This window comes from Flagellimonas pacifica (genome assembly GCF_900215465.1).
Lineage (GTDB): Bacteria > Bacteroidota > Bacteroidia > Flavobacteriales > Flavobacteriaceae > Flagellimonas > Flagellimonas pacifica.
This window is the reverse complement of sequence record NZ_OBEH01000001.1, coordinates 464,901-491,228: the sequence shown is the minus strand read 5'-3', so window position 1 is coordinate 491,228 and position 26,328 is coordinate 464,901. Positions and strand designations below refer to the sequence as shown.

The 26,328-nt window shown below is 37.9% G+C and carries 27 protein-coding genes; 8 read left to right on the top strand and 19 right to left on the bottom strand.

Annotated features, from left to right (window positions below; translation table 11 throughout):
* Nucleotides 1-106 precede the first annotated feature (106 nt).
* Nucleotides 107-1,078, top strand: a complete 972-nt coding sequence (locus CRO15_RS02190; RefSeq protein ID WP_097044137.1) for a phytanoyl-CoA dioxygenase family protein — start codon at nt 107-109, stop codon at nt 1,076-1,078.
* Nucleotides 1,079-1,159: 81 nt separating this feature from the next.
* Complete coding sequence (locus CRO15_RS02185) at nt 1,160-2,737, top strand: SulP family inorganic anion transporter (RefSeq protein WP_097044136.1); 1,578 nt, start codon at nt 1,160-1,162, stop codon at nt 2,735-2,737.
* Between the two features lie 159 nt (nt 2,738-2,896).
* On the opposite strand, the gene CRO15_RS02180 is transcribed toward CRO15_RS02185, so the two are convergent.
* The 6 genes from CRO15_RS02180 to CRO15_RS02155 all read right to left on the bottom strand — a co-directional run bounded on the left by CRO15_RS02180 (nt 2,897) and on the right by CRO15_RS02155 (nt 9,141).
* On the bottom strand, nt 2,897-3,718 hold the full coding sequence (locus tag CRO15_RS02180; RefSeq protein WP_097044135.1) for a GNAT family N-acetyltransferase: 822 nt from the start codon (nt 3,716-3,718) through the stop codon (nt 2,897-2,899).
* A 73-nt stretch (nt 3,719-3,791) separates the two neighbouring features.
* Nucleotides 3,792-4,646 carry a LamG-like jellyroll fold domain-containing protein gene (locus CRO15_RS02175; RefSeq protein WP_097044134.1) on the bottom strand — a complete coding sequence of 285 codons (855 nt, stop codon included), beginning with the start codon at nt 4,644-4,646 and terminating at the stop codon, nt 3,792-3,794.
* Nucleotides 4,647-4,699: 53 nt separating this feature from the next.
* On the bottom strand, nt 4,700-5,404 hold the full coding sequence (locus CRO15_RS02170; RefSeq protein ID WP_097044133.1) for an aspartate/glutamate racemase family protein: 705 nt from the start codon (nt 5,402-5,404) through the stop codon (nt 4,700-4,702).
* Between the two features lie 11 nt (nt 5,405-5,415).
* Nucleotides 5,416-6,018 (bottom strand): short chain dehydrogenase, encoded by a 603-nt coding sequence (locus CRO15_RS02165; RefSeq protein ID WP_097044132.1) that lies wholly within the window; start codon nt 6,016-6,018, stop codon nt 5,416-5,418.
* A 7-nt stretch (nt 6,019-6,025) separates the two neighbouring features.
* The gene (locus CRO15_RS02160; RefSeq protein ID WP_207763787.1) at nt 6,026-6,406 is read right to left on the bottom strand and encodes a GNAT family N-acetyltransferase; all 381 of its coding nucleotides are present in this window, start codon (nt 6,404-6,406) and stop codon (nt 6,026-6,028) included.
* A gap of 86 nt (nt 6,407-6,492) precedes the next feature.
* On the bottom strand, nt 6,493-9,141 hold the full coding sequence (locus CRO15_RS02155) for a DUF5916 domain-containing protein (protein ID WP_097044130.1): 2,649 nt from the start codon (nt 9,139-9,141) through the stop codon (nt 6,493-6,495).
* Between the two features lie 134 nt (nt 9,142-9,275).
* Between CRO15_RS02155 and CRO15_RS02150 the strand changes: the two genes are divergently transcribed.
* Complete coding sequence (locus tag CRO15_RS02150; protein ID WP_097044817.1) at nt 9,276-10,166, top strand: LysR family transcriptional regulator; 891 nt, start codon at nt 9,276-9,278, stop codon at nt 10,164-10,166.
* A 194-nt stretch (nt 10,167-10,360) separates the two neighbouring features.
* Here the strand turns inward: CRO15_RS02150 and CRO15_RS02145 are convergent, their stop codons facing one another.
* The 5 genes from CRO15_RS02145 to CRO15_RS02125 all read right to left on the bottom strand — a co-directional run bounded on the left by CRO15_RS02145 (nt 10,361) and on the right by CRO15_RS02125 (nt 14,722).
* The gene (locus tag CRO15_RS02145) at nt 10,361-10,900 is read right to left on the bottom strand and encodes a DinB family protein (RefSeq protein WP_243396883.1); all 540 of its coding nucleotides are present in this window, start codon (nt 10,898-10,900) and stop codon (nt 10,361-10,363) included.
* 203 nt (nt 10,901-11,103) lie between these two features.
* On the bottom strand, nt 11,104-11,583 hold the full coding sequence (locus tag CRO15_RS02140) for a c-type cytochrome (RefSeq protein WP_097044128.1): 480 nt from the start codon (nt 11,581-11,583) through the stop codon (nt 11,104-11,106).
* A gap of 143 nt (nt 11,584-11,726) precedes the next feature.
* Nucleotides 11,727-12,686, bottom strand: a complete 960-nt coding sequence (locus CRO15_RS02135; RefSeq protein WP_097044127.1) for a YheT family hydrolase — start codon at nt 12,684-12,686, stop codon at nt 11,727-11,729.
* Nucleotides 12,686-13,687, bottom strand: coding sequence for a bestrophin family protein (locus CRO15_RS02130; RefSeq protein WP_097044126.1), 1,002 nt, complete (start codon nt 13,685-13,687; stop codon nt 12,686-12,688). The genes CRO15_RS02135 and CRO15_RS02130 overlap by 1 nt, the downstream gene beginning before the upstream one ends.
* 57 nt (nt 13,688-13,744) lie before the next feature.
* A complete protein-coding gene (locus CRO15_RS02125) occupies nt 13,745-14,722 on the bottom strand; it encodes an NAD(P)H-dependent flavin oxidoreductase (RefSeq protein ID WP_097044125.1) in 978 nt (325 codons plus the stop codon).
* A 116-nt stretch (nt 14,723-14,838) separates the two neighbouring features.
* Here CRO15_RS02125 and CRO15_RS02120 point away from each other — a divergent pair, with 116 nt between their 5' ends.
* Nucleotides 14,839-15,312: an acyl-CoA thioesterase gene (locus tag CRO15_RS02120; protein ID WP_097044124.1), complete on the top strand. Its 474-nt coding sequence runs from the start codon at nt 14,839-14,841 to the stop codon at nt 15,310-15,312.
* Nucleotides 15,313-15,322: 10 nt separating this feature from the next.
* Here CRO15_RS02120 and CRO15_RS02115 read toward each other — a convergent pair whose 3' ends face one another.
* The 7 genes from CRO15_RS02115 to CRO15_RS02085 all read right to left on the bottom strand — a co-directional run bounded on the left by CRO15_RS02115 (nt 15,323) and on the right by CRO15_RS02085 (nt 19,769).
* Nucleotides 15,323-15,856, bottom strand: coding sequence for a dihydrofolate reductase family protein (locus CRO15_RS02115; RefSeq protein ID WP_097044123.1), 534 nt, complete (start codon nt 15,854-15,856; stop codon nt 15,323-15,325).
* Between the two features lie 179 nt (nt 15,857-16,035).
* Complete coding sequence (locus tag CRO15_RS02110) at nt 16,036-16,929, bottom strand: DMT family transporter (protein ID WP_097044122.1); 894 nt, start codon at nt 16,927-16,929, stop codon at nt 16,036-16,038.
* Nucleotides 16,926-17,279: an arsenate reductase family protein gene (locus CRO15_RS02105; protein ID WP_097044121.1), complete on the bottom strand. Its 354-nt coding sequence runs from the start codon at nt 17,277-17,279 to the stop codon at nt 16,926-16,928. Before CRO15_RS02105 ends, CRO15_RS02110 begins: the two co-directional genes overlap by 4 nt.
* 30 nt (nt 17,280-17,309) lie before the next feature.
* On the bottom strand, nt 17,310-17,651 hold the full coding sequence (locus tag CRO15_RS02100; protein WP_097044120.1) for an avidin-fold protein: 342 nt from the start codon (nt 17,649-17,651) through the stop codon (nt 17,310-17,312).
* 85 nt (nt 17,652-17,736) lie between these two features.
* Complete coding sequence (locus CRO15_RS02095; protein ID WP_097044119.1) at nt 17,737-18,429, bottom strand: aspartate/glutamate racemase family protein; 693 nt, start codon at nt 18,427-18,429, stop codon at nt 17,737-17,739.
* Nucleotides 18,430-18,624: 195 nt separating this feature from the next.
* Nucleotides 18,625-18,927 (bottom strand): ArsR/SmtB family transcription factor, encoded by a 303-nt coding sequence (locus CRO15_RS02090; RefSeq protein ID WP_097044118.1) that lies wholly within the window; start codon nt 18,925-18,927, stop codon nt 18,625-18,627.
* 98 nt (nt 18,928-19,025) lie between these two features.
* Nucleotides 19,026-19,769 (bottom strand): DUF3298 and DUF4163 domain-containing protein, encoded by a 744-nt coding sequence (locus CRO15_RS02085; protein ID WP_097044117.1) that lies wholly within the window; start codon nt 19,767-19,769, stop codon nt 19,026-19,028.
* 86 nt (nt 19,770-19,855) lie between these two features.
* Between CRO15_RS02085 and CRO15_RS02080 the strand changes: the two genes are divergently transcribed.
* The 4 genes from CRO15_RS02080 (at nt 19,856) to CRO15_RS02065 (ending at nt 25,778) form a co-directional block, all read left to right on the top strand.
* Nucleotides 19,856-21,010 (top strand): cystathionine gamma-synthase, encoded by a 1,155-nt coding sequence (locus CRO15_RS02080; protein ID WP_097044116.1) that lies wholly within the window; start codon nt 19,856-19,858, stop codon nt 21,008-21,010.
* A gap of 132 nt (nt 21,011-21,142) precedes the next feature.
* Nucleotides 21,143-22,486, top strand: a complete 1,344-nt coding sequence (gene gdhA / locus CRO15_RS02075; protein WP_097044115.1) for an NADP-specific glutamate dehydrogenase — start codon at nt 21,143-21,145, stop codon at nt 22,484-22,486.
* Between the two features lie 156 nt (nt 22,487-22,642).
* Nucleotides 22,643-23,362 (top strand): DNA repair protein RecO, encoded by a 720-nt coding sequence (gene recO, locus CRO15_RS02070; RefSeq protein WP_097044114.1) that lies wholly within the window; start codon nt 22,643-22,645, stop codon nt 23,360-23,362.
* Nucleotides 23,346-25,778, top strand: coding sequence for a TonB-dependent receptor (locus CRO15_RS02065; RefSeq protein ID WP_097044113.1), 2,433 nt, complete (start codon nt 23,346-23,348; stop codon nt 25,776-25,778). The genes recO and CRO15_RS02065 overlap by 17 nt, the downstream gene beginning before the upstream one ends.
* 49 nt (nt 25,779-25,827) lie before the next feature.
* Here CRO15_RS02065 and CRO15_RS02060 read toward each other — a convergent pair whose 3' ends face one another.
* Nucleotides 25,828-26,181, bottom strand: a complete 354-nt coding sequence (locus tag CRO15_RS02060; RefSeq protein ID WP_097044112.1) for a hypothetical protein — start codon at nt 26,179-26,181, stop codon at nt 25,828-25,830.
* Nucleotides 26,182-26,328: the final 147 nt, after the last annotated feature.

Here is a 26,328-nt window from a genome sequence, read left to right as displayed (position 1 = left end):
TCAAATGTCAAAATAATTCAAATTTTTATCAATATTAAGGTGGACAAACCATTGTGTACATGCTAGTTTTATTTCATAGAATTTTAGAAGAGAAAAAAATAGAATCATGGATAAAGAAACAAAACTGGAGATGGCCAACAAGGCACATGAAGAAATCCCAGGAAACCCATCCACAGCAACCAGTAGTAAGATAAAATTAAATGATCGGTCTAATGGGAAACCTTTAAAGGTACTTTCAGAAGAAGATTGGAATTTTTGGATGCATAACGGGTACATTGTCATTAAAAATGCAATACCCAAAGAACAGGCAAAAGCAACGGCAGATTTTATCTGGGAGTTTGATGAAAAAGACCCGAGTGACCCTAAAACTTGGTATGCACCACCTCGTGCAGAAATGAAAATGAAGGAATTGACCGGAACAGGGATGGTGGAAGTATATAACCATCAACATTTATGGAACAATAGGCAAATGCCACGGGTTTATGATGCCTTTGTTGATGTTTGGGGAACAGAGAAATTATGGGTGACCATAGATAGGGCCAATCTGAACTTTCCATTGCAACCAGGCGTGGAGAAAAAAGGATTCATTCATTGGGATTATAATCCGGAGACCCGCCCGCAAAATGTTCAGGGGGTACTGGCACTTGCAGACCAGACAGATGAAAATATGGGAGGATTCCAATGTATTCCATGGTTATATCGCAATTATGATACCTGGAAATTGACCCAACCTAAGGATAGAGATCATTTTCAGCCGAATTTGAAAGGTTTGGAAGATAAAATTGTGAAAGTAAAAATGGAAGCTGGCGATTTATTGATTTTTAACAGCACCGAACCTCACGGTATCAGACCCAATAAATCAAAAAATAAAGTGCGGATTGCGCAATACATTTCAATGATGCCAGCGGAGGAAGAAAATGGGGAATTGCGGCAATGGCGTATCAATTCATGGAAGAATAGAATTGCGCCGGAAGGCTATGCCTTTCCGGGCGACCCTAGAAATTGGGAAAGGGATAAATACGAAACTGCAAAATTAAGCCCGTTGGGAGAGAAATTATTGGGTCTAAAGGACTGGTAAGATTAGCAAATCCTTAAAAATGAGCATACTTATGGTCTGCTAAGGGAATAATAGTATTTTTGCCGGCTTCAAGTACGACAGATGAAAAAGTATCTCAACCTTTTTGACTTTTCTCAAAAAGTAAATTATAGAACAGAAGTCTTATCCGGTTTAACCGTTGCGTTGGCCTTGGTGCCAGAAGCTATCGCTTTTGCATTGATTCCTGGATTTTCTCCTTTGACCGGATTGTATGCTGCGTTTGTATTGGCGTTGGTAACTTCAATTTTAGGTGGTAGACCTGGAATGATCTCTGGGGCAACAGGCGCCGTGGCCGTTATTTTTGTTGGATTGATTTTAGAACTCAAAAAGACTTTTCCGGGAATTGAGCCCACTACCATTCTAAACTATGTTTTTGCAACGGTCATTATTGCTGGGGTGATTCAGATTCTTGCTGGTTTACTGCGTTTGGGAAAATTTATTCGTCTTGTTCCGCACCCGGTAATGTTTGGGTTTGTAAATGGACTGGCAATCATCATTTTTATGGCCCAGTTTCCCAATTTTTATGAAAAAGGAACTGAAGAACTCTTATCGGGAGCATTATTATATACTATGTTGGGCCTTACACTTTTGACCATGCTTATTATTTGGGGCTTTCCAAAGTTGACAAAAGCCATTCCATCTTCTTTGTTGGCTATAATTGTTGTATCAAGCATCGTTATTGGTTTTGGCATTGATACCTTGACTGTAGCGGATACCATGCAAGAGGGTGAAAGTATCAAAGGTGGATTCCCGCCTTTATCCATTCCTCAAATCCCTTTTACCTTGGATACCTTTCTGATTATTATTCCATATGCAGCCATAGTTGCTGGGGTGGGGCTTATTGAAAGTTTATTGACCTTGAATATTATTGATGAGATTACCGAAACCCGCGGTAGTGGAAACAAGGAATGTGTGGCCCAAGGAACTGCCAATATATTGTCAGGTTTCCTATCAGGTATGGGTGGTTGTGCTATGATTGGGCAAAGTTTGATCAATACATCTTCTGGAGCGCGTGCAAGACTATCCGGTATTACTGCTGCAGTTATGCTTTTGGTATTCATTATGTTTGGAAGTAGCCTTATTGAGCAATTGCCAATGGCCGCTTTGGTAGGGTTAATGTTTATGGTCGCCATTGGAACTTTTGAATGGGCCAGTTTTAAAACGTTTAGAAAAATGCCCAACTCAGATGTTATTGTTATGGTTTTGGTGACTTTGATTACAGCCATAACCCATAACCTTGCCGTTGCAGTATTGTTGGGGGTTATTATTTCTGCCTTGGCCTATTCCTGGGAAAATGCAAAACGAATCAGGGCAAGAAAGTATGTTGACGAAGATGGGGTAAAACATTATGAAATTTACGGTCCCTTGTTCTTTGGATCCACCACCTTGTTTGCTGAAAAATTTGAAGTACAAGATGATCCAACAGAGGTGATTATCGATTTTCAGGAAAGTCGTGTTGCTGACATGTCCGGTATTGAGGCATTGAACAAAATCACGGAGCGCTATGCCAAGGCGGGCAAAAAAGTGCATTTAAGACACTTGAGCAAAGACTGCATCCGACTGTTGAAAAATGCCCAGGACATTATTGAGGTAAACGTTCTTGAGGACCCAACTTATAAGGTTGTTGCGGATAAAATCTAATAATAAGAACTACTCTTTTATCCTTTCACAGCACTTACCTTTAAGTTTTTAGGTTAGAATCCCCATTTTTCAATGAGTCTATCATGAATTCTTGCTAAAATTATATTTGTCCCTTTTTGTGGGTTGAATCTTGAATTTGTAAAAACATTCAACAATGAATCACAAGTTAAGCTCCATCTCATACTGATCAACTGTATTTTTTAAACCTACTTTTTTAAGAAAATCAATCTTTTGGTTCAATCGTTCATCAACATTATTGATTTTTATAGTTTTTAAAATGCTCTTCATTGCAGTGAATAACCTGTTCCAGCTATGTATGGTACTATCTATCACATCCAATTGAGCCACATAATCATTATCTGGTTGCATAACAAAATACGAATCCAATTTTCCTTCTACCAAAATGGCATAATAACTATATGATCCTCTTTTTATGGTATTAATGTGGTTGTCCCAAGAATAGATGTGTTGATGCAAGCTGCTCCAATCAAAATAAGCCTCATCTACCTTTTTCAGTTCAAAGTCCGATGCTTCATCATTGAACTCAATATCCCCGCTGAAACATTTGTAACTCTTGGTGATTTTAAATCCAATACTGTTATAAGCCTTTATAGCCCTAACATTATCTTTTATGACCTCTAACCGGCACGTAGTAATACCATTTTTTTGTAATTCGGGAAATGCATATTGACATATTGAATTTACGATACGTTGTCCTCTGTACTCGGGAAGCACTCCTGTACCGGTATTAAATGCAATCAGATTTTCGGCACGTTCGTCAATCGCATTAATGATAAAGCCTACCAATTTATCACCATCAAACATACCATAGGATAGGTCAAATCTCACATTTGCCATTCTCCACCTGTCTTTGTAATATTCATGGTCTGTTGGCATTTTTACAAAGTAGTTTTCAAATGCTTTTAAGAAGCAATCCATGAGCATTGAAAAATCGATGTGTTCTAAATTTTTGACCTTCATGTTTGCTTTGTTTTCTAAAGTGTTAAGGTAAACTATAACTTAAAAACTATTTAGTTCTCCTTCTTTAAAATGCTTAGTTGAATAAAGTCTTTATGCCGGTTTTTAGTTCAAAAACCTGTTTAACTTCATCAAGATCTAATGGCTTGTCAAAAATTGTAAGCTCATCCATTAAGCCAATATAGCCTAGACCTAACATAATTTTTCCATTTTCTGCTTCCCAAGAAAAAGGATCATTAATATCTTTTATTTCCCCTTTGAATGTGCCATCTAAGTATAATTTGAATATAGGTTTTGCTGTATTTACTTTTGAAAAAGTAAGAGCAATATGTGTCCATTTTCCGTTCTCAAAAGGAGGCTGATTTACTGTAACGGTACGTTTTTCCCATTCGGCTTCATTGTTTTCGTTTTTCGGATTCCAAACTTCTAAATCTCCCAGAGCTCCAAATCTAAATTTTCTTGGATCATGGTCTGTGAAATCTACCCACAAGGCCGCATCGTTGTATCTAACATCCGTAACACATATTGGGTCGCAATAGCCTGGCGCTAGGTCTTTATTTGGATCTAGTCGCAACCAAAATGATATGGTACCACTCCATGATTTACTGCTGTACCCCACATTTTTGTAAGCCTTGTAAAAAATAGCAGAAGTATTTGCTTTTTTAAAGTGAAGAGCATCTCCGGTAAGACCTTTAGCTTTTGCTAAAACAACATTGGGGTTGTGCAAACCAGTTTTGGCACTGGCAGCTTTTTTATAATTTTCAGCTGTATAAATATTTCCATCCCCAAAGGATACATCGGCAGATAGTTTTCCATCAAAGGAACTGTAAAAAAGCACATGATTCTTTAACTGTTTGTTTTGTGAAAAGGAAATGGTGCTCACTACAAAAAAGAATAGATTGACTGTGAATAAAAGCTTAGTTGTTTTCATATTTTCTGATTAAAATTTATGGTATTTGTTTTATTGAAAAACATTTTTTCAGATTACTTGGATGAATCATTTAAACTCCATTGTATGGCTGTATTGGCATGAATGTTTCCTGTATCAAAAGTTGTGATGCCCACATCTTCTTCTTTAATAATTATGTTTAATTCGGTACACCCCAAAATCACACCCTCAACTCCATCCAATTGTGCTTTTTCAATGATCCTTATAATGCTTCGCTTTGAAGTTTCAGTAAATATTCCTTTCAGTAATTCACGGTAGATAATATTATGTATGCTATTTCTATCTTCTTCATTAGGAATTGAAATTTCCAATCTATAAGTATCTTCAAGAGTTTTGGTATAAAAATCTTTTTCCATGGTGTATTTTGTTCCCAATAGCAGCACTTTTTTAATTTGCTGCTCTAGGACTGCTTCTCCGGTTGCATTGGCAATGTGCAAAAATGGGATGGAAATATTTTTGATGATAGTGTTGCTAACAATGTGAATTAAATTGGTGCACAGCACAACCATATCTGCCCCCGCTCTTTCCAATTGTTGGGCGCTATTTGCCACAATGTTCCCAATGGAATCCCAATCATTGGCAAATGTGAGTTTTTCTATCTCTGCAAAATCCACCGAAACCATAATAATCTTAGCGGAATGTGAGCCACCTAAAACTTCATTCACCTTCCTATTGATTTGCTCATAATAGAGTTTGGAAGATTCCCAACCCATACCACCTATTAATCCTATTGTTTTCATATCATTACGTTTTAGTCATAGATTCGTATGATTTCCCCATTAATTTTCCCCTGAACACTTTTTACATAGCCGTTGACCACTTTATGCATCGGTATTGGATTGTGGCCAGGAAAGTAGTCTTGATACTTTTCGTAGGCATCCTCAACCACTCCCGAGGAAACCACATTGATCCTTGCACCATTATCAATTTCCAATACAACTGCTTTAACAAAACTGTGGATAGCGCCATTTACCATAGCGGCACTTGCGGTCAATACAACAGGTTCATCTGCAAGGATACCAGTGGTGAGGGTTATGGAGCCATTGGGGTTGAGATATTTCCGGCCTATTCTAACCAAATTCACTTGCCCCATTAGTTTGCTTTTTAGACCTATATAATATTCGTCTTCCGTAAGCTCATCAAAAGATTTCCATTTTGCTTCGCCTGCAATACAGATTATAGCATCAATGTTTCCAATTTTATCAAACATCGCTTCAATGGATTTGCTATCGCTAATATCCACGCAAGCATCTCCATCGTTTCTTGCTGCTATAATGACTTCATTGTTTTTTGAAAAATGAGCTGACACTTTTTTTCCTATGGTACCGTTTCCACCGATAATTACTATTCTCATAATCTTCTTATTTTGTTGTTAGTATTTTCTGAAAATGAAATCCCAATATTTTGAACCCCTGATTAAAATAAAATTTGTGTGATTTATCATTGTCAACATAAGTGTTCAATCCCAAAGATTCATAGCCATTTTTTAGAGCCCAATCCGCTATAAAATTGAAGAACAACTTTCCATATCCTTTGGATTGGATTCTTTCATCAATAATCACATTATCCAATTCTAATTGTTTCCCTGAATGTAATTTGGTGAACGTCCAGCATCCTATTAACCCAATTAAGGTATCTTTTTTTAAAAGCCCGAAACATTGGTATGCATCGCTCTCCCACATTTGCTCCAAGCGTTGTTTTAAAACTTCATTTTCAATATCGGGGTTTAATTGCCTTATCAAAATCAACATTTTGTCAGAATGCCTTTTACTTAATTTTTTGAATGTTGTTTGAGCTTCCATATACTCCACTTATTACAAAATCTACTCTAGAAAAAACGGTAGGTTGCCTTTATTAGAAAGGTATTATTGGGTTGTTTGCTAAAAATTTGATTGTCAAAACTGTTGTACAAGTTGCCATTTGGCCTTCCAAAATCAGTAATACCCTGTGCCCACACCAAGAATATTTCCGAACCTGGCTTGTATTCATATCGCACCACAAGGTTTGACCTGAACTGGGCAAAGGAAAAATCAGGATCTCTAAAATCATAATCAACTGTAGCATCCAAAGTTTCGTCAACGGTATAGGTGTTATTCATTTCATCATAAAAAATTTGTCCTTCAGAAAATTGGAACAGCTGTTCGTTTTGGTTTTCTGCCAACGGATTGTCCATGTATCCAAAATCTGTGTACAGCCCTTTGGAAATATAAGGTTCTGCATAATATTGAATAGACAAATTGGGGTTGATGGTGTAATTCAACCGAAACGCCAAACTAAAGGTGTCCTGATCTAGTTTGGACATGAGGTAACGCGGCGAACCACTAAAATCAACAGTTTCATTGTATTGTAGCCGGTGCCTGATCAAATTGTATCGCGGAGATATGGACAACCCCAAACGATTTAATGGCTGATACGTGATTTTCAATCCATTATCCAACAAAAAATAGCTGTCCTCGTTTCCAGTTTTTGTCCATCCATCCAAACTGAATGACAATTTTTTTCTAGAATCAGTTCCCAATGCCCACCAAGCACCATGTTGGTCCGGCAAGTATATTCTAGGACCACCTTGCAACAGTGACTTGGCATAAATATGTGGTTGGTGGAAAAACCCTAAAGTAGCATTCCAATTGTTCTGAAATGTTCCTACGGCCTCCACATCCCAATCTACATAATTCAGGTTACCTTCAAAATCCCATTTCACCCAATGTTTATAGGTCAATGTACCCTTTCTGAACACACCAAAAGGTTTTAGTGAGCTATAGGTAACTCCGGTGTAGTTCTGAATATCATCGGCTTCACGCATAAAACCAAGATCGTTCAATTCCAGTTCAGGAGAACGCCAGGTAATTCCAGTTTCAAACGTAAGATGCCCTTGCCCTGCTTTTCCAAATTTAATATCCCCTCCTGTTCCTGTAAGCGAGGTTCTTGTAGGATCAACAGAAACATGACCTGCATCTGTGCGGTGAAATAAGTGTGGGATAGAAAGTTGTGTTCTTAAAATGGCCGCTTCGGTGCCCCCTACATGACTCATAACCATATTGGCACCAAAATACCAGGTTCTATCTTTCCATTGGTGCATAAAATCAATTCCTACCGTGGTAGCGGATTTATGTAGGAAATTAGTGTTTGCATCTAAATTTCTATATGTTGATGTTACAATTCCACCTAAAAAAGTATTACGATGGTTAAAATCCTTTTGTAGACGACCCACAAAGTAATTTGTGAACGGCTCAATAAGTTGTTCTCTTTCGTTCCCATTGGCATTGATGGTTGCAAACTCGTTGGCGGTCATGCTTTCCATCACTCCAATTGACCAACCGTTTTTGGTTTTCCCACTAAATTTCACGGCTCCCAATATGGTAGTTCGCTCTGGAGTATCAACAAATTCTCCTGCAGCGGCTTGAGCCGATCCTTGTGGACTTCTACCAATTCGTCTGGAATAAAAAAGGTTGTCACTGCTAAATGTTCCACCAATTATTGGGTTTGAAAACTGATAGTTAAAAATATTCTTGTTCTCCACAAAAAACGGACGTTGTTCTTTAAAGAACAGTTGAAAACCATCCAATGCAATGGCCGCTGGGTCTGCTTCTACCTGACCAAAATCAGGATTTATGGTAAAATCCAATGTAAGATCATTGGTCACTCCCAATTTTCCGTCTATTCCAACATTAATAGAGGTGCTATTTTTATTTCGATATGGGTTTGAAGGTTCTTTTTCAAAAGTTTCCAAAGAAGTGACCACAAAAGGTTGAATTTCAAATTGTCTTTGTGGTTTAACCCAATCTAAGCCATGAAGCTTACCAAACTCACTGACCCAGCCGGATGCATCCATGGGAATACGTTGCCAGACGGATATTTCATCATTTTTAAAGTATTTTCGGATGACCTGAAATCCCCAAACCTGCTTTTCAGATTTGCCAAATCGCAATTGACTTAAAGGAATTTTCATTTCTGCAGTCCATCCCTCGTCTGTAATTGCACTTTTCGCATACCAAATAGGATTCCAAGTAATATCTTCATTCTTACCGTTCAAAGTGATTATTTTATCACCTTTAACACCTGCGGCCGTTACGGTAAAGGAAAATGCGGAACGTAAGTCGTAATAGCTATCAAAAACGACTTCTACCCAATCGCCTTCAAATCCATCACGTCTCGACATCCAATTCGTAATCTTTTCTGGGTGCTTATCAAAATTTTTTATACCGATGTAAACATGCTTGGCATCATAAAATATTTTAAAAGAAGTGTCTTCCGAAGGAGGGACATTTTCGTTAGGCTCCCTTTGAATAAAATTTGATTCCCACTCATTTACATTGATCCAAATGGCATCATTCAGTTTCCCATCGATTACCGGGACTTCTGATTTTACAACCTTTTTGATTGTAAATGTTCTTTTTGAAATTTCTTTATGTCTTTGGGAAAAAACAATAAGTGGGAAAACAAAAAATAATGAAATTAAAATGTTGGCTTTTAGCATAGTAAAGCATCTAAATTTTATCCAAAAGTATTTTTGAGAGGTGTATTTTGCTAGAAAGTTGATTGAATGGTCTTGAGGCTATAGTTGATATTTTTTCAACTACAACCGGTTAAGTGATGTTGTATCTTTATCCAATGGAACTCAAGTATTTTAGATTGATAAAAACCATTGCCGAAGAAGGTAGTTTGGCCAATTCTTCTGAGCGGTTGTTCTTGACACAATCGGCCTTAAGCCATCAATTGCGTGATCTTGAAGAGCGTTTGGGCTTTAAAGTATTCCATAGAACCCGTAACAAATGGGAGCTTACCGAAGAGGGCAGCGAGCTTTATAAACTTGCCAATAAACTGTTTAGCTCCATAGATGAGAGTTTTAGCGCTATAGAGCACATAAAGGAAGGTTCCAAAGGTTCTATAAAATTGAGTGCGGAGTGTCAATCCTTTTTTCATTCCATTCCTGGATTTATCCAAAAAATGGGTATTCTCTATCCTGAAATAGATATTGATTTAACGTTGGGAGCTACCCACCAGACCATCTCCCAAGTTTTGTCCAGTGAAATTGACATTGCCATTGTAACGACAAAACCTGCGTCTGAGGACTTGACAAGCATTAAAGTTCACGAAGATGAAATATTTGCGGTAATGCATAAAGAGAACCCTCTTAACGCTTTTGATTTTATCGAAGCAAGCCACTTTTCAGATGTTCATTTATTTATTAATTGTTTTCCGCTTGAAGGTGTTTATGTTTATGAGTACTTTTTAAAGTCAAATAAAATAACTCCTAAAAAGATTTCTGCCATTCCGTTTACGGAAACTACACTGTCAATGATTGAGGCCAATATGGGAGTAATGTGTGCGCCCAAATGGCAGCTAAAACCATTTAAACTTTCAGAGGATATTGTTTTTAAGCGAATTAGCAAAAATGGACTTAAAAGAGATCATTATTTGGTGGTAAAAGAAGTAAATAGGAACAAAAAATACATTCATGATTTCATTACCAGTTTTGAAGAAGATTTTTTACCACTTTAAACTACGTTCCCGATTCTTTTAAAGTATGTAAATAATAGTACAGGGAGGGTCAACAGTACTAACAAATCTCGCTAAAGTTTGTTACTTAAGAAGATTTTAATGTGTTTGTTTTTTTATTATTGAAGAACAAGGTTTCCCAATTAAAAACAATGAATGACATGCGGGTAGTTTTGATTTATTCGCTAGGGCTAAGGCTATTCCCTCAACCGTCCGTTAAACACACTGACCTTTGGATTGATTGGATTGCCAGAAGCACGTCGCAATAAGGTGATTTGCCCAGCATGGTAAATACAATCCGAAAGCATTCCATTGATCATATTCCAATAGGGATATATAGATTGCTTTTCCCCGCGTTGAAAAATGACTTTGGAATCTTCAACACCCTTAGAGTTCTTGCCTTTCATCAAGTTACTGGCAGCTTGAAGGTTTTTAAGCGTTTTTTCCCTTAGTTCAGCATACGAAAAATCTGGAACCCCCTGTCCTCTAACATTGGGAGTTGCCGTTGGGGCGTTCTTGATCATTTCAGACATGGTGTAAACGTGTTGCATGGTCTCCAAAATGGTTCTGCCATCCTTAGAAGGCTTGTATTCCAAATCCTTTTGAGATAACCCTTCCGTTGCCCAATAATAACGGAAACCAAGGCCATCTATCATTCTAGCCACCACATTTCCAGACTCATAATCTTCAGGATAATCAGGAATTTGATAGTATGGCAATTCTTCTTGTGCGCTCATAGTATTTGATAAAAATAGACAAAACATTAAGATTGTTGAACAAAGTATTTGATGGAAGATTTTCAAAATAGATGGATTTTAGAGGAATAAAGATAACTATTGTTGATTCAAATTCTAATGTTGGTTTTCAAAATAACCTAAACAAAAAAACGCTGCTAATCAGTATGATCTGTAAGCAGCGTTAATGATTTAAGAGATGTATTTTATAATGTCCTTAAGTATTCAGCAACATCACGAGCTTCTTCCTCAGTAAGATTTTGGTTGAGCATAATGGCATTGTTGTATTCTTTAAGTAATGCTTTTGCAATAGGGTCTTCCTTGAGCATGTCATCAGGATTAAGAATCATGTTCATCACCCAAGCAGGGCTACGTCTTTCATAAACTCCTTTTACAGCCGGTCCGATCATACGCTGATCTATCATATGGCATGCTACACAAATAGAGTTGAATTTAGTCTCACCTCGAGCGGCCATATCAGTATCAATGTCTTTTGGGAATTCAAAACCTTTAATGGGTCCCACACCATCATTATCCAGGTCTACAGGTACACCTTCACTGGTTTGGGCCTTTTTATCTTCTTTCTTGGCCCGGCTTACTTCAAAACCGTCCTTTTTCTCTTCCTTTTTTCCACCACAACTTGCTACAAATGCACCTAGGGCAATAAATAATATCAATTTCTTCATGGATAATAATTTGATTATGCTAAACAGAAGCTACTAATATAGAGAAATATTAGAAGTAAAATGGCTGTTTAGGCCCATTCTGAGGTGATTTGTCAAGCGAAAACCTTTTCGTTAGAAAACTGGCAACGAATGATAAGAGGAAGTCAATGCGTTTTAAAAAATTTTAGCGCTTGTTGTTCAGTGTATGTAACATTTTGCTTACCCCAAAACCCTACATGACCTCCATATTTTGGCGTTTCTAGATAGAGGTTCTTGTTTTTTTCTGCTTCTATAATAGGGTAACAATCATTTCCCAGAAAAGAATCATCTTTAGCATTGATGATTAAACTTGGCACCGATATATTGGGTAAAAACTGCAAGGAACTGCACTTGGTGTAATAATCCAAGGCATCTTTAAAGTTATGCGCTTTACTGGTGTAGATGTCGTCAAAATCCTTCAATGTCTTTATGGACTTGATGGCAGAATTGGTTATTAAATCTGGAAACATGGGCTGTTTCTGTCTTAGTTTGGCAATCAGATGTTTTTTGAACCTTCTGGCATACAATATATTCTCATTTGAAAGTAATTGATTACATGAATCCTTTAAGCTGCAAGGAACAGAAATGGCCACAGCTCCTTTAACTTCCTTTGGAACAACATTGCCATCTCCCAAATATTTAAGAGCCAGATTCCCGCCCAAACTGAAGCCTTTTAAATAGATTTCTGAGTAATTTTTGTTAGAAAGAATGTGATGGACGATTTCAGCCAGGTCTTCTGTAGCGCCTGAATGGTAGGAGCGATATGTAATGTTTGGTTCCCCACTGCACCCCCTGTAGTTTACAGCACAAGCATCAAAACCATTTTGATTGAACAATTTGGCACTTCCGGTAATATAGGGGCGTTGACCATCACCTTCGAGTCCATGTAACAGTATAACCAATTTTTTGGTTTTGGAGCTAGATTTACTCCAATCCAAATCCAAAAAATCACCATCTGACAAAGTCAATCTTTCTCTAGTTTGTATGACTCCATTTACTTTTCGGAACAAGCCGCAATAAATGGTTGCCAAATGCCCATTTCTAAAAAATAAAGGAGGCAAATAGTTAGATGGTACTTGAGGCATTAATAAAGGATGTTGTGTTGCGGTTTTGTCTTTTCGGGCAAGTTGTCCTCATCAAGCATATCCCTAAGGTCTATTTCAATGGTGCGACAAAGTGCGGTCATGGGGACATCATTAATTCTGCCCTCAAAAGGATCTTCACTATTGCTTCCCACTTTTTCCATGGTGACAAACATCCAAGAAATCAACACAGAAAAGAAGATCATCAAAACAATATACCACCAGTTGTGACCAAAGTCCAATTCTGCCAATTGCGTTTCAAAAACATTAAGTAGCCCAAAGGGAAGCAGAAGTATAAAAATCCAGGTGAACAAGGTGCTAAAATACGCGTATTGCCTTGGAAATGGAGTATTTTTTATGCGCTCGCACTTGCCTTGCAGGTTATACATTTCTTCCAAGTTATTATGGAATATCTGCTTGTCAAACTCGGTTATCTTTTCCTCTTTTAATAATTGTTTAAGGTGTAGCCCTTGGTTTTTGATTAAATGGGTAGCAACATTTTTTCGATTCTCCAAACCTTGTACTTCATCAGGACCCAATAAAGAATCCATACCATTACAAACGGGATTTCGTTCTCCGTGCCGATCAAAAAGACGTTCAATGGCGCGGTTTTCCCTAATAGAAAAACTTGAGGGTTGCCGTAATTGGATTCGAAGGGCATTGATCCAGGCGATGTGACGATAGACCAAGATAACCTGAGCCTCACGATCATCCATTACATAACTTAATACATTATTGGTCCATGTTCTGGAATAGTTTACAATTCCTCCCCATATTTTTCGAGCTTCCCAGAAGCGATCATAGCTCTGGCTGTTCTTAAAACCAATATAAAATGCAACAGCAATACCGATTACAGAAAGCGGTTGAAAGGGAATATCGATATGTTTCCAATCCAAAGCATGATATAAGTAGAAAATAACTCCAGCATAAATGGTAAAAAAAATGAGGTTTTTCCAGGCAAAGCGTAAGATGAGCTCTAAACTTATATTTCTTTTGATGTACATGACAGTTGAGTTAGTTGATTATATGCATCACCAAAATACAAAGAAAGTTAAGATGTGCTAATCTTTTGGAAAGACCTCCAATAGTTTTGCCTGATCTTTGATTGCTGTTTTAAATTCAGATTTTAAGGTGTCCACCAATTCTGAAACGGGCACTACATTTTCAATAGTGGTAACACCCTGCCCGGCTGACCAAATGGTTTTCCATGCCTTTACTTCAGTATCCAATTCCTTTCCAAAATCAACTTTATGTTCTTTTTTAAGATCTTCCTTCGTAATTCCGGCAGCAGTAAGGCTGGCAGCAAGGAAATTGGCATGTACTCCAGAGATTGCAGCAGTATAAACAATATCATTAGCTCCAGCTTCAATGATCATCTTACGATATTCCTCTGGTGCTTTGCTTTCTTCAACATTGATAAAACGTGTCCCCATATAAGCAAGGTCAGCTCCCATTTGCATGGCAGAAGCTATGTCCCTTCCCGTACTGATGCATCCGGAAAGCAAGATAGTCTTCTTAAAGATTTTCTTCACCTCCGCAATCAAACTCATCGGGTTGAGATTGCCACCATGCCCTCCGGCACCGGCGGAGACCAAAATAAGTCCGTCTACCCCAGCTTCGGCAGCTTTTTCTGCATGCCTTTTTTTGATGATATCATGAAACACCAATCCACCATAACTATGTATCGCGTCTACCACCATGCTAACTGCCCCCAAAGAGGTAATTACCAATGGGACTTTGTGTTTCATACAAAGTTTTACATCAGCTTCCAATCTTGGGTTGGTAGGGTGCACAATAAGATTTACACCAAAAGGAGCTGCTTTTTTGCCAGTTTCCTTTTCAAACTGTTCCAGTTCTCTTTTTATTTGGATAAGCCATTCTTCAAAACCTTCACTTGTGCGTTGGTTGAGAGCAGGAAATGTCCCTACAATTCCATTCTTGCAGCATTCAATGACCAATTTGGGTCCAGAAATAAGGAACATGGGTGCAGCAATTGCTGGCAAGGAAAGGTCTTTGATGAATTCGGCTTTTTCACTCATGGGTTTTCTATTAAGATGTCTTTAAAAATAACATTAATTATCGCGCTCAAATGCAGTCTGTTTTCAAAACTATGGTAATTTTACAATTATTATGCACGCATAACAAATAACTGAAAATGTTTTTTAAAGAATTTGAGATTAGATGGAGCGATTTGGATGCCAATAGACATTTGGCCAACTCGGCTTATATCAATTTTATGAGCCACACCCGAATGGCGTATTTGGGACAACTGGGATTTAACCAAAAATCCATGGCACAGTATAGTATTGGCCCAGTAGTCTTTTATGAACACATGTACTATTTTAAGGAAGTGTTTCCCGGAAAACCTGTAAAAGTGTCATTGAATTTTAAGGGGATGAGCGAAGATGGGATGTTCTTTGAGTTTCAGCATGATTTTTATGATAGCAACGGTAAAAACTTTGCACGTTGTGAGATGATGGGTGCCTGGATGGACCTTAAGGAACGAAAGTTGACCGCCTTGCCCCAGGTTTTTTTAGATGCTTTTGCTAAAATGGAAAAGGCCAAGGAATTCAAGACCTTGACCAAAGCAGATACCCGAAAGCATGTTCAAATACCAAAAAACCTTTAAAGGCGGTTGTCTAGTTTTTTAGATTATAGGTCAAAATCTGCAATCCACCATCATAGGATTCCTGATTTTCCAGATGCCATTGTGCGGAAGTATTGGATTGGCCAAATAATCGTGTTCCATTACCAAGAACAATAGGGTTAAGTTTTATTTTTAATGTATCTATAAGATTATTTTCCAAAAGCCAACCGGCAAACACCCCGCCACCACATAGATAAATATCTGTTTGTGCGTTACGCTTAATTTTCTCAATTTCTTCAATAGACCAGTCCACAATATGGACCGAGCTATCCAAATTTTCGATTTCCATAGAATTGGAAAAAATGAAATGTTCCATATGTGGATAGGCAGGTTTACCCGGCACAAGCCCAAATTGATATCCAAACTCATATGTTTTACGACCCATGATTACGGTTTTAAAATCCAATAAGTCCTGTTTGTATTTTTCAACTCCGTTTCCTTCATGAAGAAATTGGCTGATATCTTCATTCGGCCCTGATATGAATCCATCAAGAGAACAAGCTACATAGTATACTATTTTTTGCATAAATTTTACTTTAAGTTGTACGATATTACTTGCAAAGTATGGATTTGAAAGTCATTTTGCCATTCAAAATTGATAGAGAGGCCATATTTTTAAATGAATGACCTATATAGGTTAACGGTTGCTCCCAAGCTTAGTTTGGAGTATGCTAAACTTGGATGGTAAATTTGATGTCAACCAATTTATGAGCGGGGCTTTGGCTTTTTGCTTGCTAAATATACCCCGAGCAAAACCAAAGCGGTTGCTAAGATTTTTACCAAAGTAAGATGATCTTTGCCGGAAAAAAGTGCAAATAGAATTCCTATTAATGGTTGCAGGTATATGAACGCACCTACGGTGGATGCTTTAAGTTCAGTAAGGGCAAACACATTAAAAAGATATGTTAAGAAAGTAGTACCAACTACAACAAAGACGATTACACCATAAGCCCAGACGGGCATATTCAGCCATTCAATTTCTAAAAATTCGGGAAGGGTAATAGGAAAAGCAAGAACTAACCCTATAGTAAATAGCCATTTCATTAAAGTGAAGGGGTGATACTTTTCTATCAGTTTTTTTATCAGAATCAAATAAGACCCGTACACTGTTGCATTTACCACAAATAGGGCATTGCCCAAAGGAATATTTGGTGCATCCTGTCTAATCTCAGCGCCAAATAATATCAATCCCAAAGCGCCAATGAATCCCATAAAAATCCCTAGTCCCTTGTTCCAAGTTATACGTTCCTTAATAAAGAATGCAGATAACGCTACAACCATAATGGGTGTAATGGTAACCAATACCGAACTGTTGATTGGGGTAGATAACTCAAGTCCCTTGAAAAACGCCAACATATTTATGGCCATACCAAGGAGAGAGCACAGAAGAATTCGGCCCCAATCTTTTTTTTCGATTCTCTCCTTAGGTCCAAAAATAGAAATCGCCCAAAAAAGTATGGTGGCTCCACCCAAGCGAAGCATGATAAAGCCAAAAGCTCCTACATGATCGGGCATAACACCCTTGGCAACAGTGTGATTAATACCATAGATAATTGTGGCCCCAAGAGCGGCTAAGATTGCTAGGGTTCGTTTACTCATGAATGTAGTGCCTCTTTTGCAGCTTCGACCACTTTCTTAGAATTTCCAACGAAAATCTGGTCGTTAATAATGGTTACGGGTCTTTTTAGAAAGGTGTAATGTTCCAAGATGAGGTTTTTAAAATCATCTTCAGACAGTTGCTGTTCGTGGAGTCCCCTTTGTCGGAAAAGCATAGCTCTTCTGCTGAACAAAGCCTCATAGCTTCCAGTCAGATTTTTCATTTCATCCAATTGCCCAGGAGTAATGGATGCTGTCTTTATTTCTTGCAATTCAACTCCGTTCAAAGGTTCAAGTTCTTTTAAAATGCGTTGACAAGTGGAGCAACTGGCCAAATGGTAGATTTTTTTCATAGGGTGTTGAATTAATTTAAGCGGGTTTTATTAGTTTTCTATGTATTCAGAGATTCCTTTTTTTGAAGAATCTCCCAACCATTCCCAGTCCAAATGTAAATGGATTTTATTGTTTTGATCAACTCGTATTTGCGCATTTGCTTTCCCAGCTTTCAGTTCCCCATCAACGGTTATACATTGATAGAGCATTTCCAACTTATCTTGATCAATTTGGGCTATTATTTTTCCATATCGAATGGTCCCTCCGTCATATTCTGCCGTTACAAGATCATCCTCTTGTTGATATCTAAACACGGTATCAGAATTAACTTTTCCGTTTTCAGAATTTTCAAGCAGCGAGAACGTCTTGTTGTTTAGATTGAAACGTTGCATTTGTGAAATTTTTCTGGGTTATATTCTACTTTGCAAAATAAATCTATTTTAAGCAACAAAGGACATGTATTAGGTTGATTTCGTATTAAGAAAGCGCAAAATCCACAGCTTTTTGGGCATGTATTTTTGCAGTATCAAACGTAGGGATATCTACTTCGTGTGAAGGAATTAAAATGGGTAATTCCGTACATCCCAGAATGGAACCTTGTGCACCTTTCTCCTCTAACTTTTTAATGATTTTGATACAGGTTTCCTTGGCTTCCGTTGTAAAGACCCCTTTAACCAGTTGGTTATATATGATATCCTGAAGGATGTCCATATCTTCAATATTCGGAATAAGAACTTCTAAACCGAATTGTTCTTCCAATATTTTGGTGTAGAAATCCTTTTCCATGGTAAATTTGGTTCCCAAAAGCCCCACTTTTTTTAGTCCCTTTTTCTGGATTGCCTCTCCTGTGGCATTGGCAATATGTAAAAAAGGAATACTTACCGTATTGGTTATAGCATCACTGACCAAGTGGATAGTATTTGTACACAGTACTACCATATCTGCCCCGGTTTTTTCCAAGTTTTTGGCATAGGCAGCCATAATATTTCCAATTTTATCCCAGTCATTGGAAAATGAGAACCGCTCAATTTCATCAAAATCTACCGAGGAGAGAATGCTTTTGGCCGAGTGCGAACCTCCTAATCTTTCCCTAACCATTTCATTGATATGTTGGTAGTATATTTTTGAGGATTCCCAACTCATCCCGCCAATTAAACCTATAGTTTTCATTGCTTTTTATTTAGTTTTTGATAGTTCTTCCGCGCCCTCAATGGTAAAAGTGTTTAGGAAGTTTGTAACTCGTCTTATTACCAAGTTGTATTGCTTTTGAGGTATTGAAACTTCGTCAATACAGTTACTGTTGATACAATTTTCCATTTTTTCAAATTTATATTTCGCTAAATATCGATACGTGGAAAGAAAAAATTATAAATCTTGCTTTAAACTTTCCACATATGCTTTGATCACTTTTTCATTCCTTTTATAATAGGTCCATTTGCCATGTCGTGTTGGAATAACCAAATTGGCATTTTGCATGGAGTTTAAATATGTTGAAATAGTGGATTGAGACAATCCAGTTTTATCTTGGATATTCCCAACGCAAACCCCGTCATCAAAATGATCAATATCCTGGTGTGGCGGAAAATTTGCTTCCGGATTCTTTAACCACTTTAGAATATTCACCCTGGTTTTGTTTGACAATACTTTACTGATTTCAACAATGTCCATAGCACAAAGATATATAAATATTTATATATCTAAAAAAGTAGATATGTCTTAACTTAATTTTTGCATTCAACCTTAAAAGTATGTGGGTTGAAAGCAAATTAAAGCTTTACTTTTCTTTTTAAGTATTTGTTCACTTCAGCGTAGGGCAAGATCAATGTGATTGGGCCATCGGCATAAGAAGCTATTTCATATTGATTGTAGATCAATGAAACGCCTTTAGAGGTGTAACCCACATTTTCCGACAAGTGAAAAGTATCTCTTTCAAACATAAATCCGGTAGCATTGATGTTTTCATCTTGTGGGATATCTTCCTGGATTCGGAATTTGGTTTCGGCAAATTTTAAAAATCCTTCCAAATCTTCAAAAAGCTCCCAATTTTCCAACTCACTACCTTTTCGTTTGTCAAAATTTAAAAATGAATCAGAACTATATCCATGTGCTCCCCCCGTAAAAGAATAAGCGTTGAATTCCAAAGTAAGCATATCATTATCTTCATAAGCCACGTCACTTTCCACTTTGACCTCCCAGCCAGCCGTCTCATCCGGAAATTTGGCCTTCAACTCCTTAAAACTATTTGTAAATGAATTAATGGCATCATCAATAGATGAGGTTTCTTGTCCATCGTCAAAAGACAAAAGGAAAATAATTTCCTCTTCTAAGGTGGAATTTATTTGGTCAGATAAATTGGTTTCGTCCAAAGCCCGAGGAATGTTGACATTTATTTTGGGGCAGTCAGCACATGTTTCATTGGATATATGGATAGGTTCAAAAGTAAGTTTGTTACCATTTTCACAACCAAGGATGAGCAGAGTTAAGAGGAGTAAGTAGAACGCTTTTTTCATAAGGAGAGGTTTTAGGGTCTTCAAAAATAAGACATGATTGATTACTCCAAAAGATAACGATACATTTGTATGTAGATTTAGAAGAAATGAGCAAAAAAGATTTGAAATTCAACAGTAAGACGATTCATGGGGGACAACATCCCGATAAAGCATATGGAGCGGTGATGCCTCCTATTTACCAAACATCGACTTATGCGCAGACCACACCGGGCGGACATAAAGGTTTTGAATATTCTCGGAGCGCGAACCCAACCCGAACGGCGTTGGAAAATGCTTTGGCCAGTATTGAGAATGGCATTTATGGACTTGCATTTGCAAGTGGACTTTCTGCTATGGATGCCGTGATAAAATTGTTGAACCCAGGTGATGAAGTGGTTTCCACCAACGATTTGTATGGGGGTAGTTATCGTTTGTTCAAGCAGATTTTTGAAAAATATGGAATTACGTTTCATTTTGTAGGCATGCAAAGTGTTGATGCTATTGAGGAACATATTAACGACAAGACCAAATTGATCTGGGTGGAGACCCCTACTAATCCCATGATGAATGTAATTGACATAAAAGCTGTGTCTGATTTGGCTAAGAAGCATGATTTGCTTTTGGCGGTTGATAATACTTTTGCTACGCCATACCTACAACGGCCATTAGATCTTGGAGCTGATATTGTAATGCATTCGGCCACCAAGTATTTAGGTGGGCATAGTGACGTTGTGGTTGGAGCTTTGGTTGTAAAGAATAAGGATTTGGCGGACCAACTCTATTTTATCCAAAATGCCAGTGGAGCCGTTTGCGGACCAATGGATAGTTTTTTAACGCTTCGCGGAATCAAGACTTTACATGTTCGTATGCAGCGGCATTGCGATAATGGTAAGGCAATTGCTGAATACTTGGTTAAGCACCCGAAGATTGAAAAAGTGTATTGGCCTGGATTTGAGAACCATCCCAATCATGATGTGGCCAAAAGTCAAATGGATGATTTTGGCGGAATGATTTCCTTTGTTCCTAAAGGGAGTAGCTACGAAGAAGCCATTAAAATTGTGGAAAAACTGGAAGTTTTCACCCTTGCCGAATCTTTGGGCGGTGTGGAAAGTTTAGCTGGTCACCCTGCAAGCATGACCCATGCCAGTATTCCCAAAGAAGAACGTGAAAAAAGCGGAGTGGTCGACTCCCTAATTAGACTGAGTGTAGGAATTGAGGATGTAGATGACCTAATAGCTGATTTAGAACAAGCTATTGGGTAATTGTTTTTTGAAAAATTTTTAAAAAACAGGGGTTTAAATTATGTAAATACCATAATTTTGCCGTCTAATTTATAATTCATTAAAACTGACCCACATTAAAAATGTGGGAAACTCAAACTACAAATCCGTTTTATGGAAGCAAAAATCAAAGCATTTATGGATGAGGTTGTGGCCAGAAATGGTCATGAACCTGAATTCATCCAAGCGGTACAAGAGGTAGCGGAAACCGTTATCCCGTACATTGTAAAACACGATATCTACCACGGGAAGAATATTCTTTTGAGAATGGTAGAACCAGAGCGATTGATTTCATTTAGAGTTGCTTGGGTAGATGACCAAGGAGAGATTCACGTAAACCGCGGATATCGTATACAAATGAATTCCGCAATTGGTCCTTATAAAGGAGGTCTCCGTTTTCACCCAACGGTGAATGCAAGTGTATTAAAATTCTTAGCATTTGAGCAGGTCTTTAAAAATAGTTTGACAACCTTGCCCATGGGCGGAGGTAAAGGAGGTTCCGATTTTGACCCCAAAGGAAAGTCAGATGATGAGGTAATGCGTTTTTGCCATGCTTTCATGTTGGAATTGAACAGGCACATCGGTCCTAATACCGACGTTCCCGCAGGAGATATTGGTGTTGGTGCAAGAGAAATAGGATTCCTATTTGGGATGTATAAAAAAATCAGAAATGAGTTTACTGGGGTGTTGACAGGAAAAGGACGCTCTTGGGGAGGGTCTTTGATTCGTCCAGAAGCAACCGGTTATGGTACTGTTTATTTTGCTGACAGTATGCTGAAAACCCAAGGGAAATCTTTTGAAGGTAAAAACGTAGTAATCTCAGGTTCTGGAAACGTGGCCCAATACGCTGCTGAAAAAGTAATGCACTTGGGAGGAAAGGTATTAACTCTTTCTGATTCAGGCGGTTATATCTACGACAAGGATGGTATTGATGAAGAAAAGCTGGCTTTTGTCATGGATTTGAAAAATAACCGAAGGGGAAGAATTTCGGAATATGCTGATAAATACGCTTCTGCAGAATATCACAAAGGGAAAACACCTTGGGAAGTACCTTGTGATGTAGCTTTGCCCTGTGCCACTCAAAATGAGCTTGATGGTGATGATGCCACCACTTTGATAAAGAATGGCTGTGTTGCTGTGGCAGAAGGCGCAAATATGCCTTCAACACCTGAAGCAATTCATGCTTTCCATGAGTCTAAAATATTGTTTGCCCCTGGAAAAGCTTCCAATGCCGGCGGAGTTGCAACATCTGGATTGGAAATGTCGCAAAACTCACTAAGAATCAGTTGGACTAGAGAAGAAGTTGATGATAGATTGAAAGGAATTATGGGCGACATTCATGATTCTTGCATAGAATATGGAAAAGAAGATGGTGGTTATTGCAATTATGTAAAAGGAGCCAATATTGCTGGTTTCGTAAAAGTTGCCGATGCCATGTTGGCGCAAGGAGTTATTTAAGCTATTGACCAAATATTAAAATTAAAAAGTGGGCGGTTGATTTTCAATCGTCCACTTTTTTTATCTTGATTCAATTCTTATATTTTCAATAAATGTCATGCTGAGCTTGTCGAAGCATTAAATAAAGGCGGTTACCAAAAGTTATTAGATTTCCAAATGCAAATTACTACCAAGGCCATAATATTTTCATCATTAAAATATGGGGACACCAGCCTTATTGTAAAAGCATTTACGGAATCTGACGGATTGAAATCTTATCTGCTCAAAGGTATTTTGACCTCTAAAAAAGGAAAGCTGAAAGCAGCTTATTTTCTTCCATTGATGCAATTGGAAATGGTGGTCAACCATAGAAATAAAGGGACTTTAGAAAGTATAAGGGAGGTAAAGGTGGCTATGCCCTATAAAACACTTCATACAGACATTGTGAAGAACAGCATGGTTCTTTTTTTGGCAGAAATGCTGGGCAATAGTATTCAAGAGCAGGAAGAGGACAAGAGTCTTTTTAACTATTTGGAATATGCATTGCATTGGTTGGATGAAAACCCATCAACACCAAACTTTCATTTACTTTTTTTGCTCAACCTGACCATGTATTTAGGGTTTTATCCAGATACTACCCATGAAAATGCTTCATTTTTTGATTTGTTAGAAGGAAGTTTTACCGGAACACCAACATTGAACCCATTGATTGAAAGTGAAAACCTGGAACATTTCAAGAAATTTTTGGGCATAAATTTTGATGCATTACAGACAATTAAGGTAAACAAGACCCAAAGACAAGAACTCCTAAGAAAAGTTATTCTGTATTTTGAATTACATTTGCACGGATTTAGGAAACCCAAGTCTTTGGCCGTTTTAAATGCAGTTTTCGGATAATATGCGCAACACAGGTTTTGCCCTCTTTTTTTTAATGCTCTCCCTCACCGTGTGTGCCCAAGAAGTAACTGTTTTGGATGCAGATACAGGTAATCCTGTTGCTAATATTGCAATATATAACAAGGATAGGTCCAAAACGGCCGTTTCGGATTTTAACGGAAAAAGTGACCTTCGTGTGTTTTCAAAGAACGAGAGGATTACATTTAGACATATCAGTTATGAAATCTACAATGCTACCAAGGCGCAGATAGAAAGAAAGGGAAATAGGATCTATTTAAACCTTAGACCAGAGGAATTAAAGGAAGTTGTTATGTCTGTCTCTAAATGGGAGCAGCAAAAAAAGAATGTTCCACAAAAGATAGAATCCATAGATGCCCGATCTATAGCTTTTACCAATCCACAAACCTCGGCAGATTTATTACAAAACAGCGGGAAAGTTTTTGTGCAGAAGAGTCAATTGGGAGGGGGAAGCCCTTTGATCAGGGGTTTTGCTACCAATAGACTATTGTTGTCCGTGGATGGGGTTAGAATGAACAATGCCATTTTTAGAGGAGGAAACATTCAGAATGTGATTTCCATTGATCCATTTACAATAAAAAATACTGAAGTGATTTTTGGCCCTGGGTCTGTAATTTATGGAAGCGATGCCATTGGAGGAGTTATGAACTTTTTTACCCAAAAACCTCGATTTTCTTTTACGGACAGTCTTACTTTTTCTGGAAATGTGAATTATAGATTCGCTTCTGCCAATAAAGAGAATACAGCACATATCGACTTTAATCTTGGACAACAGAAGTGGGCTTCCTATACGAGTTTTACCTACAACAACTTTGACGATTTGGTCATGGGAAAGAATGGACTCGATTCTTATCTGAGAAACAATTACGTAGTTCGTGAAAATGGAACCGATGTTTTAATGACCAATAATGACCCTAGAAAACAAGTTTGGTCGGGCTATGATCAAATCAATTTTCTTCAAAAATTTACTTATAAGCCCAATAGCTCTTGGAATTATGATTTGGGACTGTATTATTCAGAAACTTCGGATTATCCTAGATACGATAGGTTAATACGTCCAAATAGTTCTGGTGATGGACTTAGGTCTGCTGAATGGTTTTATGGTCCACAGAAATGGTTAATGGGCAATTTCCAGATAACCAAGCAAGGACAAAATAAGTTTTATGATGGGGTGAAGTTGACGGTGGCCTACCAGCATTTTGAGGAAAGTCGTAGCGATAGGGGGTTTCAAGATGTAGAGCTGTTCACGACCAAGGAAAAAGTCAATGCATTATCCGTAAACTTGGATTTTGAAAACAAAAAAATCGGAGATTTGAGATTGTATTATGGGGCAGAGTACATTTTCAACAAGGTGAATTCCGAAGGAAGTCAAAATAACATTGAAACAAATGAATTTTCTATTGCGGCTTCTCGCTACCCCGATGGGGCCACATGGCAGACTTTTGCAGGTTATGTTAATGGAGAATATCAATTAAAGCCCAATTTCACAGTATTATCTGGTGCGCGCTATAGCCAGGTTTGGGTAGACGCCCAATTTGATAAAACGTTCTATCCTTTTCCTTTTGATGAAGCAGACCTAATAACCGGTGCATTTACCGGAAGTATGGGTTTTAGTTGGTTTCCTAAGGCCAATCTCCAGATTACCTTGAATGGATCTACCGGATTTAGAGCACCTAATATTGATGATATCGGTAAGATATTTGATTCGGAACCAGGTTCTGTAGTTGTGCCCAACCCAGATTTGGAGCCTGAATATGCTTACAATGGGGAAATAGGTGTCAGAAAGAATTTTAAAGATAAATTGGTTTTAAATGGAGCAGCTTTTTATACTTATTTAGTGGATGCTCTAGTGCGCAGGAATTATGCGTTTAATGGCGAAACAGAAATTTTGTACAACGGTGAATTGAGCAATGTGCAAGCTATTCAAAATGCGGCGAAAGCCTATGTATATGGTTTTGAACTGGGTTTTGAAGCTTTTTTTAATGAAAACTGGTCACTATCATCAAATTTGACACTTACTGAAGGTACTGAGGAAGATGATGACGGGACTGATTCCCCGGCAAGACATGTTGCGCCTGTTTTTGGGGACATCCATCTAGTTTGGAAAAACCCAAAATTTAGAGCAGATGCATTTCTGAACTATAATGGAGAAATCAGTTATGCCAATTTAGCTTTGTCTGAAAGAGGTAAAACATATATTTACGCTATTGATGATAACGGAAACCCATTTTCTCCTTCATGGTATACCTTGAATTTTAGATCTCAATATCGTATATCTAATGCTGTAAAGGCAACTATGAGTTTGGAGAATATAACAAATCAACGCTACAGGACCTATTCCTCTGGGATTGTAGCTCCTGGGATTAACTTGATTTTGGGCATAGGGTATACTTTTTAAACAAAAAGCCCGACAGACGTCGGGCTTTTTTAATTGAATGCAAGGAAAATTAATTTTCTAACTTGTCTTTAGTGTCTTCAGCTACCTTTTTAAGGTCATTTGCTGTTTCATTGGCTGCATCCTTTATATCCTCTCCCATTTCTTTGGCTTTGTCCAAAGTTTCTTCTCCTGCTTTTTTAATGCTGTCCAAAGCCTGTTCTCCGGCTTCCTTAACTTCGTCACCGGCCTCTTTTACTGCATCAACCGCATCATTGGCAGCATCTTTTAAGTTATCGCCGGCTTCTTCAAGCGATTCTCCAGCCTCTTCGGTAGCCTCTTTTGCCTTGTTGGTAGCTTCTTTACAAGATACCACTGTGGACATTGATAAAGACAATGCCATAATTGCAATAAATACTCTTTTCATCTTAAAAATGGTTTAGTGTTAAAGGTGTTAAGATATGGATTTTAACATAAATGGCGATTTTAGGGGTATCATCTTTAGGTTAAGCATATTAAGGAAATCTAAATACCATGTTCACAAGGCTGTTATTCCAGCTAAATTTATAATTTT

Bases quoted from the DNA above. Each gene is read 5' to 3' on its own strand.
- CRO15_RS02190 (WP_097044137.1), top strand. From the start codon at position 107: ATGGATAAAGAAACAAAACTGGAGATGGCCAACAAGGCACATGAAGAA.
- CRO15_RS02185 (WP_097044136.1), top strand. From the start codon at position 1,160: ATGAAAAAGTATCTCAACCTTTTTGACTTTTCTCAAAAAGTAAATTAT.
- CRO15_RS02180 (WP_097044135.1), bottom strand. From the start codon at position 3,718: ATGAAGGTCAAAAATTTAGAACACATCGATTTTTCAATGCTCATGGAT.
- CRO15_RS02175 (WP_097044134.1), bottom strand. From the start codon at position 4,646: ATGAAAACAACTAAGCTTTTATTCACAGTCAATCTATTCTTTTTTGTA.
- CRO15_RS02170 (WP_097044133.1), bottom strand. From the start codon at position 5,404: ATGAAAACAATAGGATTAATAGGTGGTATGGGTTGGGAATCTTCCAAA.
- CRO15_RS02165 (WP_097044132.1), bottom strand. From the start codon at position 6,018: ATGAGAATAGTAATTATCGGTGGAAACGGTACCATAGGAAAAAAAGTG.
- CRO15_RS02155 (WP_097044130.1), bottom strand. From the start codon at position 9,141: ATGCTAAAAGCCAACATTTTAATTTCATTATTTTTTGTTTTCCCACTT.
- CRO15_RS02150 (WP_097044817.1), top strand. From the start codon at position 9,276: ATGGAACTCAAGTATTTTAGATTGATAAAAACCATTGCCGAAGAAGGT.
- CRO15_RS02145 (WP_243396883.1), bottom strand. From the start codon at position 10,900: ATGAGCGCACAAGAAGAATTGCCATACTATCAAATTCCTGATTATCCT.
- CRO15_RS02140 (WP_097044128.1), bottom strand. From the start codon at position 11,583: ATGAAGAAATTGATATTATTTATTGCCCTAGGTGCATTTGTAGCAAGT.
- CRO15_RS02135 (WP_097044127.1), bottom strand. From the start codon at position 12,686: ATGCCTCAAGTACCATCTAACTATTTGCCTCCTTTATTTTTTAGAAAT.
- CRO15_RS02130 (WP_097044126.1), bottom strand. From the start codon at position 13,687: ATGTACATCAAAAGAAATATAAGTTTAGAGCTCATCTTACGCTTTGCC.
- CRO15_RS02125 (WP_097044125.1), bottom strand. From the start codon at position 14,722: ATGAGTGAAAAAGCCGAATTCATCAAAGACCTTTCCTTGCCAGCAATT.
- CRO15_RS02120 (WP_097044124.1), top strand. From the start codon at position 14,839: ATGTTTTTTAAAGAATTTGAGATTAGATGGAGCGATTTGGATGCCAAT.
- CRO15_RS02115 (WP_097044123.1), bottom strand. From the start codon at position 15,856: ATGCAAAAAATAGTATACTATGTAGCTTGTTCTCTTGATGGATTCATA.
- CRO15_RS02110 (WP_097044122.1), bottom strand. From the start codon at position 16,929: ATGAGTAAACGAACCCTAGCAATCTTAGCCGCTCTTGGGGCCACAATT.
- CRO15_RS02105 (WP_097044121.1), bottom strand. From the start codon at position 17,279: ATGAAAAAAATCTACCATTTGGCCAGTTGCTCCACTTGTCAACGCATT.
- CRO15_RS02100 (WP_097044120.1), bottom strand. From the start codon at position 17,651: ATGCAACGTTTCAATCTAAACAACAAGACGTTCTCGCTGCTTGAAAAT.
- CRO15_RS02095 (WP_097044119.1), bottom strand. From the start codon at position 18,429: ATGAAAACTATAGGTTTAATTGGCGGGATGAGTTGGGAATCCTCAAAA.
- CRO15_RS02090 (WP_097044118.1), bottom strand. From the start codon at position 18,927: ATGGACATTGTTGAAATCAGTAAAGTATTGTCAAACAAAACCAGGGTG.
- CRO15_RS02085 (WP_097044117.1), bottom strand. From the start codon at position 19,769: ATGAAAAAAGCGTTCTACTTACTCCTCTTAACTCTGCTCATCCTTGGT.
- CRO15_RS02080 (WP_097044116.1), top strand. From the start codon at position 19,856: ATGAGCAAAAAAGATTTGAAATTCAACAGTAAGACGATTCATGGGGGA.
- gdhA (WP_097044115.1), top strand. From the start codon at position 21,143: ATGGAAGCAAAAATCAAAGCATTTATGGATGAGGTTGTGGCCAGAAAT.
- recO (WP_097044114.1), top strand. From the start codon at position 22,643: ATGCAAATTACTACCAAGGCCATAATATTTTCATCATTAAAATATGGG.
- CRO15_RS02065 (WP_097044113.1), top strand. From the start codon at position 23,346: ATGCAGTTTTCGGATAATATGCGCAACACAGGTTTTGCCCTCTTTTTT.
- CRO15_RS02060 (WP_097044112.1), bottom strand. From the start codon at position 26,181: ATGAAAAGAGTATTTATTGCAATTATGGCATTGTCTTTATCAATGTCC.